Origin of the sequence: Belliella alkalica, from assembly GCF_022549785.1 — a bacterium.
Taxonomy (GTDB): Bacteria; Bacteroidota; Bacteroidia; order Cytophagales; family Cyclobacteriaceae; genus Belliella; species Belliella alkalica.
The window spans coordinates 23,529-32,417 of record NZ_JAKZGO010000031.1 but is presented as its reverse complement, the minus strand read 5'-3'; the positions used below and the strand labels follow the sequence as shown (position 1 = coordinate 32,417).

Genomic DNA, 8,889 nt, shown 5'->3' with positions numbered 1-8,889 from the left:
GGTATCTTTGAGGAGCTGCAGAAGGAGTTGATAGCGATCCCTATCGTATATTTTGATTTTGACAAGTCGTTTATCAGACCAGTCCATATGAAGGAGTTGGAGCGTACTGCGATCATGATGCGACGTATGCCGAACTTGAACCTGTATATCGAGGGTCATACCGATCAGCGTGGAAGCGAGGAGTACAACAAGTCCCTGTCAGAGCGAAGATCGGAAGTTGTGATGAAGTACTTGGTGAACAGGGGTGTRGATGCMGCAAGGATGCAGCACGAGTGGTTTGGCAAGACAAGGCCGGTAGTGGACTGTGGAGAGTGCAATGCCGCCCAGCATCAGTTAAACAGAAGGACAGAGTTGAAGCTGAAGAAGTAAAAAAGGTGCCCGCTTGCATAGGCATAGCATGCGGGAAGTCTCTTAAAATCACAATAAAAAGACTCACCTCTTAGAGGTGGGTCTTTTTATTGTTTAAGTTGTAATGGTTATTTGAAATGAAACAAATAGGTGAATTTGTCAATTTAATCATGCACATAATCGTCCTTTATGCTACTGTACAGGGGTTTTTAGTTGATTAGTTTTTTTGGTACTAATAAAAGAGTAGACGGTTATATAAAATTATACAGTAACTTTTAGTATTAATCTTAATAAGATTACAAATACGCCAGAGTATAAAAACATGATATTAATCATGTTTTGACCTTATTCTAATCACAAAAAGGGAGTGTTTAAGGATTTAGCTTTGTATTAAATAATACGAAAGCTATGCATCTAAAAGAAGGAGTTGATTTAAAGCTGACAATTCCAGACGAATTGATAGAGAAATATTTTTGTAATCAATTGCCGTCGGGATTTTCTGAGCTTCTTGAGTTACAAGGAAGCTTAATGTGTCATCCAAACCAACATCCTAGTTTAATCACAGCATATTTACCCAATGTTCTTGATTGGCTTCATGAATCTGAGATGCCTAAAGTTTTCGAGGAAAATCCATGCAACATTCCAGTTCTTTTGTATGACAACAAACTATCAACTGATCAATTACTATTTCATTATGATGGTACACTTGCATCTGCTGATTTGATCAAAAATTTCATAGAGCTTTTCCAAAACAACATAAGAAGTAGCAAGGCTACGATTATTTCACCTTCTTTCATACCAAAGGCAAAACAAAGGGATGAACAAGAGCTAATTCAATTGATCAGTGAACATACCTACGAAACGTCATTCATCAAGTTTAACTTTACAAGGATTGGAGATTTTTGGTCTTATGCTGTCAAGCATAAATGTACTATGCTAGTAACTTCCAAAAACTACCAAGCAGACTTGGCGAAAGTCCTTTTTCATTTCTACAAAGGAGGGATGTGGTATAATAACCTGTCATTTTATTTATCCTATTGATTTTTTCCATGACAAAAAGCATGTACCAAATTATCAAATCAAAACACCAAAATGGGTAAGGTAAGTAAAATATATACTCCAATAGCAAAAGCAAACTGCTACCACTGCGGCGAAAGTTGTGTGGATGAAGTCTTGCATTTTGATGAAAAAGAGTTTTGCTGCTCTGGTTGTAAGCTTGTATATGAGGTTTTGAATGAAAATGACTTGTGTGCTTACTATGAAATAGCCGAAGCTCCAGGTACCAGTTTGGGGAACTCAAAAGCAAAGGATAATCGCTTTGATTATTTGGATGATCAGGAGATTATTGACCGCTTGATTGATTTTCAAAACGATTCAGAAGTTCACATCACATTCACTATTCCATTGATCCATTGTGCATCCTGTATTTGGTTGCTAGAAAATCTTCAAAAGCTTCACAGTGGTGTCGTCTCTGGACGAGTTGACTTTATCAAAAAGAAAGTTCAGGTAAAATATTCAAAAGGTCAGATTAGCCTTAAAGAACTGGTTCAGTTGCTTTCAAGAATAGGATATGAACCTTCACTCAACTTAGCTGACATTGACAAGAAAAATGCTTTGCCTACAAATAGAAAATTGATTTTCAAATTGGCAGTAGCTGGATTTTGCTTTGGAAATATGATGCTTTTCAGCTTGCCAGAATACTTCGCAGAGGCAGAGTTGCTAGGGCAAGGTTTCAAAAAGACATTCAATTATCTAAATGTACTACTTTCTTTGCCTGTGTTTTTTTATGTCGCCACAGACTATTACAAATCTGCCTGGCTTTCCTTGAAAAACACTGCCGTAAATATGGATGTACCAATAGCTTTGGGCATAGTTACACTGTTTTTTTATAGTCTGTATGATATTTTTTTTCTTGGTAATGAAGGGTATATGGACACCTTGGGTGGGTTGTTATTCTTCTTGTTGATTGGGAAATATTATCAACAAAAGACTTATGACACCTTATCATTTGACCGTGACTATAAATCATATTTTCCTGTAGCAGTCACCAAGCTGGTCAAAAACGAAGAAGAGGTAATTCCCCTAATCAAATTGAAGGTTGGAGATATCATCAGGGTTAGAAATGAGGAGTTGATCCCTGCGGATAGTATTTTGTTGGATGGTGATGCATATATAGACTACAGTTTTGTAACTGGTGAAGAAGTGCCAGTAGCCAAAAAACAAGGAGAGCTTATCTATTCTGGAGGAAGGCAAAAAGGAACTGTCTTGACTTTGACAGTCCAAAAATCCCCATCTCAAGGATACTTGACAGATTTATGGAACAATGAATCCTTCGAAAAAGAGAAAGTAAACAGTCTTGAAAATTTAGCAAATAAGGTTTCTGGAAAGTTCACTATGGTTGTTTTGCTTATAGCAATATCAGCTTTGATTTATTGGGTACTCCAAGGACAAGTTAGTTTGGGAGTTTTGACATTCACATCGGTTTTGATTATTACATGCCCTTGTGCTTTGGCTATGTCCACTCCATTTACTTTGGGAAATACGCTCAGGGTATTTGGGAAAGGGAAATTTTACTTGAAAAATTCCCAGACGATAGAGAAAATCGCAAAAGTTGATACGGTAATTTTTGATAAGACAGGCACCTTGACTGATCCTAATAAAGCAAAGGTTAAATATATAGGAGAATTGCTTTCTGATGAATCTAAGCAAATCATCAAGGCCATGGTCATGCACTCTACGCATGCTTTGAGTAATAGAATCAATTCATATTTGGATAAAATTACTCCAGTGCAGCTTCAAAGCATAGACGAGACTCAAGGAAAAGGTTTGGTTTGTCAATACAAAAGCCAAGAGTTTCGTTTGGGGTCCATGGAGTTTGTAGGAGCTTCAAGTAATGGATTGCCTGAAGGGGGGAACTTAGTGTTTTTTGCTGTAGAGGATTATGTTTTAGGTTATTTCTTTATCCAAAGTGGTCTTCGTGAAGGAATCCAAAATGTGGTTTCAGAAGTGCGGCAAGAAAGGGCAGTACATCTTCTTTCAGGAGATCAGGATCATGAAAGGGTTAATTTGAACAATATTTTTGGTGAAGGCATATCCATGAATTTCAATCAAGGACCTAGTGACAAGCTTGCTTACATCAAGCGATTGAATAACAAAGGAGCGAACACCATGATGGTAGGTGATGGCTTGAATGACGCTGGGGCACTTCGAGAAAGTCATGTAGGGATAGCAGTAACTGATAAGGTGACAAACTTCTCTCCTGCATCAGATGCGATTATGGATGCATCGGTCATTTCTAAGCTTCCTGCTTTTCTTGATTTCGCAAAGACTAGCAGAAGTATTATCAAAGCAAGTTTTGGGTTAAGTTTTACCTACAATGCGGTTGGGGTTTACTTTGCTGTGCAAGGTTTGGTAAGCCCTGTTTTCTGTGCGATTCTAATGCCTATCAGCAGTATTTCGGTGGTGATTTTTACAACAATCACTACGAATTATCTAGCATATAAGCGCGGTCTAAAAGATAAAATCTGGTAAACATGGAAGTCATATTCATCTTAATAGCAATCAGTTTAATCCTGGCGGGTTCATTTCTCTACCTATTCTTCAGAGCGATGAAAGATGGTCAGTTTGATGACAATCATACTCCAGCGATTAGAATTCTATTTGAAAATAAACAGTCAAAAATCGATAAAAAAGTACCAACAAATAAAATAAAGTAAGTATGTCAGGGACAACATTGGAACAGTTCAGTTACGACAACAAGATCGTAAAATACTTTGGCGTAGCCACAATAGCTTGGGGTATCGTCGGGATGTTGGTCGGGATATTGGCAGCTACCCAGCTGTTTTTGCCCGAGGCCAACTTAGGGAATCCTTATACTACATTCGGTAGGATTAGGCCATTACACACCAATGCAGTAATTTTTGCATTTGTGGGTAACGCAATTTTTGCTGGAATTTATTATTCCATGCCAAGGTTGTTGAAAACACCCATGTGGAGCAAAGCACTTAGCTGGTTTCATTTCTGGGGATGGCAACTGATCATTCTTTTGGCAGCGATTACCTTGCCTCTAGGGCTGACAAGTTCCAAAGAATATGCGGAATTGGAATGGCCAATTGATATCTTGATTGCAGTGGTTTGGGTTGCTTTTGGAGCAAATATGATTGGTGCTTTGATCAAGAGGAGAGAGAAGCATATGTATGTTGCGATTTGGTTTTATCTGGCTTCCTTCATTACTGTAGCAGTACTTCATATTTTTAACTCGCTAGCACTCCCTGTTTCTTTCTTCAAAAGTTACTCTGCGTATGCAGGGGTTCAGGATGCTTTGGTTCAGTGGTGGTATGGGCATAATGCAGTTGCATTTTTCCTTACGACTCCATTCTTGGGTTTGATGTACTATTATTTGCCTAAAGCGGCAAACAGACCTGTTTATTCCTATAAACTATCGATTATCCATTTCTGGTCTTTGATTTTCCTTTATATCTGGGCTGGACCTCACCATTTGCTTTACACAGCTTTGCCTGAGTGGGCTCAGATTCTAGGTGTGGTATTTTCAGTGATGCTGATAGCACCTTCTTGGGGAGGTATGGTCAATGGTCTTTTGACTTTGAGAGGAGCTTGGGACAAAGTACGAGTTGATCCTGTTTTGAAATTTATGGTAGTGGCTGTGACAGCTTACGGCATGGCTACTTTCGAAGGCCCTTTGCTTTCTTTGAAAAATGTAAATGCTATCGCTCACTATACTGACTGGATTGTAGCACACGTACATATTGGAGGATTGGGCTGGAATGGTTTCTTCACTTTTGCGATGCTATATTGGTTATGGCCAAAAATGTGGAAGACCAATTTATACTCGACTAAACTCGCTACCACTCACTTTTGGATGGGAACCATAGGAATCATCTTCTATGCGCTACCAATGTATGTAGCAGCTTTGACTCAGTCATTGATGTGGAAAGAATTCTCAGATGCAGGCAGATTGGTTTATCCTAACTTCTTGGAGACAGTGGTGCAGATTGTACCAATGTATATGCTAAGAGCGTTTGGTGGAGTGTTGTATTTATCTGGTGTATTCTTGATGGTGTACAATATGTTCAAGACAGCTAGCCAAGGGACTTTCGTACCTGAAGAAGCTGACGAAGCTCCGGCTTTGGTACCACACAAAGAAGAAAAAGGAGAGTTTTGGCATAGAGCATGGGAAAGAAAGCCTATTTTCTTTACAGTCCTTGCTACTATCGCAATTTTGATTGGAGGAGCTATTGAGATAATCCCTACTATTTTGGTAAAATCCAATGTGCCTACTATTTCTAGTGTAGAACCTTATACGCCTTTAGAACTTCAAGGAAGAGATCTTTACATATCACATGGTTGTGTAGGTTGTCATTCTCAGATGATTAGGCCTTTCAGATCGGAGACGGAGCGTTATGGAGAGTATTCTAAAGCGGGCGAATTTGTCTATGACCGTCCATTCTTGTGGGGTTCCAAGCGAACAGGTCCAGATTTGCATAGAGTGGGAGGTAAGTACCCTGATAGCTGGCATTACCATCACATGGTAGATCCTCGAAGTATGTCACCAGGTTCTTTGATGCCACCATATCCATGGTTAGCAACCAATATGATGTCGCATAATGATGTCCCTGCTAAAATCAGGACCTTACAGAAATTGGGCGTTCCATATGCTGAAGGGTATGATCAACATGCAAATGCAGACTTAGATGCTCAGGCAGATCAGATTGTAGCAAACTTGCAGTCTGCAGGAGTGGAAGTATTGCCACAATCAGAGATCGTTGCTTTGATAGCATATCTACAACGATTAGGTACGGACATTAAAAAGACAACAGCTTCTAACCCTTAATCCACAGAACTATGAAAAAAGATATTTTAAGTTCCATCGAGAACATAGAAATCTACCCTATCATCTCTCTCTTGATCTTTGTGCTCTTCTTTGTAGGGATGTTTATTTGGGTAGTCAAAGCAGATAAAAACTACATCGACCACATGAAAGACTTGCCTTTCGAAGATGAAACACAAAAGAACAGCGGCTATGAAAAAGTTTAAAATCTTATTTACTGTCCTGATAAGCTTCTTTACAACGCTTTCAGCATTTGCTCAGACTAGTGAAATGTCCTGGGTAAATAAATTCCAAGAAATGGATAGTAGCCAACTAACACTATTAGTGATTTTGGCAGTGGTACTAGGAGTTATTTTATTGCTTTTGGTTTTAATGATTTACTTGATGTCATTTATGGTGACTGTTTTGAAAAAGGATAGTCCTCAGACAGAGTCCGAGCCATCTTGGTGGGATGAGTTTAAGCTGAAATACATTGTAGGTAACATGAAGCCTGTGGGTGGTAAAGAGGAGAAAGAAATGATGCTTGACCACAGCTATGATGGTATTGTGGAGCTTGATAACCACATGCCGCCTTGGCTTGCTAATGTGTTTTATGTAACGATCGCTTTTGCTATAGCCTATTTTACATATTATTCAGTATTAGGACTTGGTAAGACTCAACTAGAGGAATATCAGGAAGAATTGAAAATTGCCGCTATTCAAGCTGAAGAATACAAACTCTTGGCCTTGAGCTCTATTGATGAAAATACAGTGGTGTTCGATTCCTCTACTCCAGCTATCAATTCAGGAAAATCTATCTATGATACCAACTGTATTGCCTGTCATGCTGCAGATGGTGGTGGTGGAATAGGTCCAAACTTGACCGATGAATATTGGATTCATGGTGGCAGTATTTCGGATATTTTCAAGGTGGTAAAGTATGGAGTCGTCGAAAAAGGGATGATTCCTTGGCAAGATCAATTGAGCCCAGAAGAAATGCAAAACGTGTCCAGCTATATTTTGACACTAACTGGAACCACTCCTGCAAATCCAAAAGAACCTCAAGGCGAGAAGTATGAACCTGCTATTGAAGAGCCCTTGGATGCTTTGACTGAGGATGAGTTGGAATTGGTACCGGTAGAGGAAGAAGAAAATCAGATATAAAAGAAGATGAATAGCAAAAAAGGGGCTTTCGACCCAAACAGCTTTAGGGATTCTCTAGGGACAGTTCAAGAGGACGGCAAAAGAAACTGGATTTACCCAAAAAAGGTATCTGGGAAATTTTACCGTTGGAGAACCTACTTGTCTTGGGTTTTGCTGGCAATATTATTCGCTGGCCCATTTATCCAAGTTGGCGGAAGACCTTATATGCTATTCAATATCTTCGAAAGGAAATTCATCATCTTCGGGGCAGCATTTTGGCCACAGGATACTCACTTACTGATCTTTCTGCTTCTTATTTTCTTTGTATTTATCATTCTATTTACTGCTGTTTTTGGACGGGTCTTCTGCGGGTGGGCCTGTCCACAAACGCTCTTTATGGAAATGGTTTTCAGGAAGATTGAATACTGGATAGAAGGTGATGCCAATCAGCAGCGTAAACTCAATGCAATGCCTTGGAATTCAGAGAAAATCTGGAAAAAAGGTTCTAAAATGGCGATTTTCACTTTCATTTCTCTATTGATCTCCCATACTGTCATGGCTTATTTGATAGGAGTGGATCAGGTGAAAGAAATCATAAGTCAACCGCCTTCAGCACATTTGTCTGGCTTTATTGGCTTGATGGCATTTACAGGAATCTTTCTATTCGTTTTTTCATGGTTTAGAGAGCAAGCTTGTATCGTAGTCTGCCCTTATGGCAGGCTACAGGGTGTGTTGCTTGATGCGAATTCGATCAATGTCACTTATGATCATGTCAGAGGGGAACCAAGAGGGATGATCAGAAAAAACAAATTAGAAGAAACACCAAAAGGTGATTGCGTAGATTGTAGTCTTTGTGTGCAAGTCTGCCCCACCGGGATTGATATCAGAAATGGTGTACAGATGGAATGCGTAAACTGTACCGCTTGCATCGATGTCTGTGACGAAGTAATGGTCAAAGTGGACAGGCCAAAGGGTTTGATTCGTTATGCTTCAGACAATAGCATATTGAAGCAAACACAAAAATTATTGACACCAAGAGTGAAGATTTATTCTTTCCTTTTGATCATTCTGATGGGAGCTTTTGTGGCACTGATCGCGACTAGAGATGATTTGGGAGCGACAATTACAAGGTTCAGGGGAATGACTTATCAGGCGAGAGATACTGGTGAGATTAGTAATTTGTATGAAGTTTCATTTATCAATAAAACATTCGATGCGCAGCAAATAGAATTGAAAGCTGAAGATCCTCTATATCAAGTAGAAGTAGTAGGAGATCAGAATTGGACTTTGGAAGGGCAATCAAAGTTTGACGGAAGATTCTTTCTTGTAAAAAATCAAAAAGATGTACTAGTAAACCAAGATAATGTGGTGCTACTGCTGCTTCAAAATGGAGAAGTTATTGACAAGATCAAGACAAGCTTTGTAGGGCCGATTTCAAGAAATTGATACTTTGGTGTTGAATCTAGTGTTATTTTAAAAGTAAAATGATGGCTGGGCAGAACGTTCTAAGTTAAGTGTTAAATGTTAATTGTGGCTTATGCTAAATCCATTGAGACGGACAAGCTGATTTA

General features: G+C 39.1%; 8 protein-coding genes. All 8 read left to right on the top strand.

Going from position 1 to position 8,889, the window contains the following annotated elements; all coding sequences use genetic code 11:
* The coding region (locus tag MM213_RS20130) for an OmpA family protein (protein ID WP_241414684.1) at nt 1-369 on the top strand (369 nt) is incomplete at its 5' end.
* 387 nt (nt 370-756) lie between these two features.
* Entirely contained in the window at nt 757-1,389 is a 633-nt protein-coding gene (locus MM213_RS20125) for a hypothetical protein (RefSeq protein WP_241414683.1), read from the top strand.
* A 51-nt stretch (nt 1,390-1,440) separates the two neighbouring features.
* Nucleotides 1,441-3,879, top strand: coding sequence for a heavy metal translocating P-type ATPase (locus MM213_RS20120; RefSeq protein WP_241414682.1), 2,439 nt, complete (start codon nt 1,441-1,443; stop codon nt 3,877-3,879).
* Between the two features lie 2 nt (nt 3,880-3,881).
* On the top strand, nt 3,882-4,064 hold the full coding sequence (gene ccoS / locus MM213_RS20115; protein ID WP_241275420.1) for a cbb3-type cytochrome oxidase assembly protein CcoS: 183 nt from the start codon (nt 3,882-3,884) through the stop codon (nt 4,062-4,064).
* A 2-nt stretch (nt 4,065-4,066) separates the two neighbouring features.
* Nucleotides 4,067-6,199: a cytochrome-c oxidase, cbb3-type subunit I gene (ccoN, locus tag MM213_RS20110; protein ID WP_241414681.1), complete on the top strand. Its 2,133-nt coding sequence runs from the start codon at nt 4,067-4,069 to the stop codon at nt 6,197-6,199.
* Nucleotides 6,200-6,210: 11 nt separating this feature from the next.
* Nucleotides 6,211-6,402, top strand: coding sequence for a cbb3-type cytochrome c oxidase subunit 3 (locus MM213_RS20105; RefSeq protein WP_241414680.1), 192 nt, complete (start codon nt 6,211-6,213; stop codon nt 6,400-6,402).
* Nucleotides 6,389-7,339 carry a cbb3-type cytochrome c oxidase N-terminal domain-containing protein gene (locus MM213_RS20100; protein ID WP_241414679.1) on the top strand — a complete coding sequence of 317 codons (951 nt, stop codon included), beginning with the start codon at nt 6,389-6,391 and terminating at the stop codon, nt 7,337-7,339. The genes MM213_RS20105 and MM213_RS20100 overlap by 14 nt, the downstream gene beginning before the upstream one ends.
* 6 nt (nt 7,340-7,345) lie before the next feature.
* Nucleotides 7,346-8,764, top strand: coding sequence for a cytochrome c oxidase accessory protein CcoG (gene ccoG, locus MM213_RS20095; protein WP_241414678.1), 1,419 nt, complete (start codon nt 7,346-7,348; stop codon nt 8,762-8,764).
* Nucleotides 8,765-8,889: the final 125 nt, after the last annotated feature.

Excerpts from the sequence above, each read along its gene's own strand:
- MM213_RS20125 (WP_241414683.1), top strand. The coding sequence starts at position 757 with ATGCATCTAAAAGAAGGAGTTGATTTAAAGCTGACAATTCCAGACGAA.
- MM213_RS20120 (WP_241414682.1), top strand. The coding sequence starts at position 1,441 with ATGGGTAAGGTAAGTAAAATATATACTCCAATAGCAAAAGCAAACTGC.
- ccoS (WP_241275420.1), top strand. The coding sequence starts at position 3,882 with ATGGAAGTCATATTCATCTTAATAGCAATCAGTTTAATCCTGGCGGGT.
- ccoN (WP_241414681.1), top strand. The coding sequence starts at position 4,067 with ATGTCAGGGACAACATTGGAACAGTTCAGTTACGACAACAAGATCGTA.
- MM213_RS20105 (WP_241414680.1), top strand. The coding sequence starts at position 6,211 with ATGAAAAAAGATATTTTAAGTTCCATCGAGAACATAGAAATCTACCCT.
- MM213_RS20100 (WP_241414679.1), top strand. The coding sequence starts at position 6,389 with ATGAAAAAGTTTAAAATCTTATTTACTGTCCTGATAAGCTTCTTTACA.
- ccoG (WP_241414678.1), top strand. The coding sequence starts at position 7,346 with ATGAATAGCAAAAAAGGGGCTTTCGACCCAAACAGCTTTAGGGATTCT.